The following is a 643-nucleotide window of genomic DNA, read 5'->3' as shown; positions in this document are numbered from 1 at the left end:
TAATATCTAATGCGTCTTTGATAGTAGGCATATCCAATTACCTCCTTCGGTGGTACTGTTTCTTACTATTATTATACGCTATTTCTCGTTAAAAATCAACCATTTGTTGTGACAGAGCCATATATTTTAACAATTGTTGTGTTCTGTGCATTTGGAATGATGTTTTTCAAGATGAGTCAGAAACACACAAAGCGAATTATGGGATATGAAGCAACACGTCTATTCTGGCACTTCTTTGATTTAAAAGCCTACATGATCATGGCTTGTATGATGGGTGGAGGAATTGGATTTAGAGCAGCAGGTATCTTTCCAGATATCTTTATTGCCTTTTTCTATTCAGGACTTGGCTGTGCATTAGCCTTAGCAGGTGTTACTTTTTTAAGAAACTATATTCAATATGAAAACTTATTATTAGATTAAAAGAAAAGATTTATGTCTTTTTCTTAATCGAATATAATATTTATGGCAAAAACGTACTTTGTAAACTTGAAATTGTTGACGTTTTTGCCTTTTATTATACTTAAGGCTATGTCACAACAAACAGTTGATAAATAGCCATTTTTATAGGGGAGTATCAGAACTCCCCTACAAACTGTTATTTGCAGTTATCTATACTCATTTGGAATTTCGATATGAAGTGTCT

1 protein-coding gene is annotated in these 643 nt (G+C 32.7%); it reads left to right on the top strand.

All coding sequences use genetic code 11. From position 1 onward, the window contains the following. Positions 1-108 precede the first annotated feature (108 nt). A complete protein-coding gene (locus tag H8911_RS12250) occupies positions 109-420 on the top strand; it encodes a hypothetical protein (RefSeq protein WP_369410310.1) in 312 nt (103 codons plus the stop codon). The last annotated feature ends 223 nt before the right edge of the window (positions 421-643 follow it).

This window comes from Holdemanella hominis, from assembly GCF_014306155.1.
Classification (GTDB): Bacteria; Bacillota_I; Bacilli_A; order Erysipelotrichales; family Erysipelotrichaceae; genus Holdemanella; species Holdemanella hominis.
This window is presented reverse-complemented; position numbering and strand designations above follow the sequence as displayed.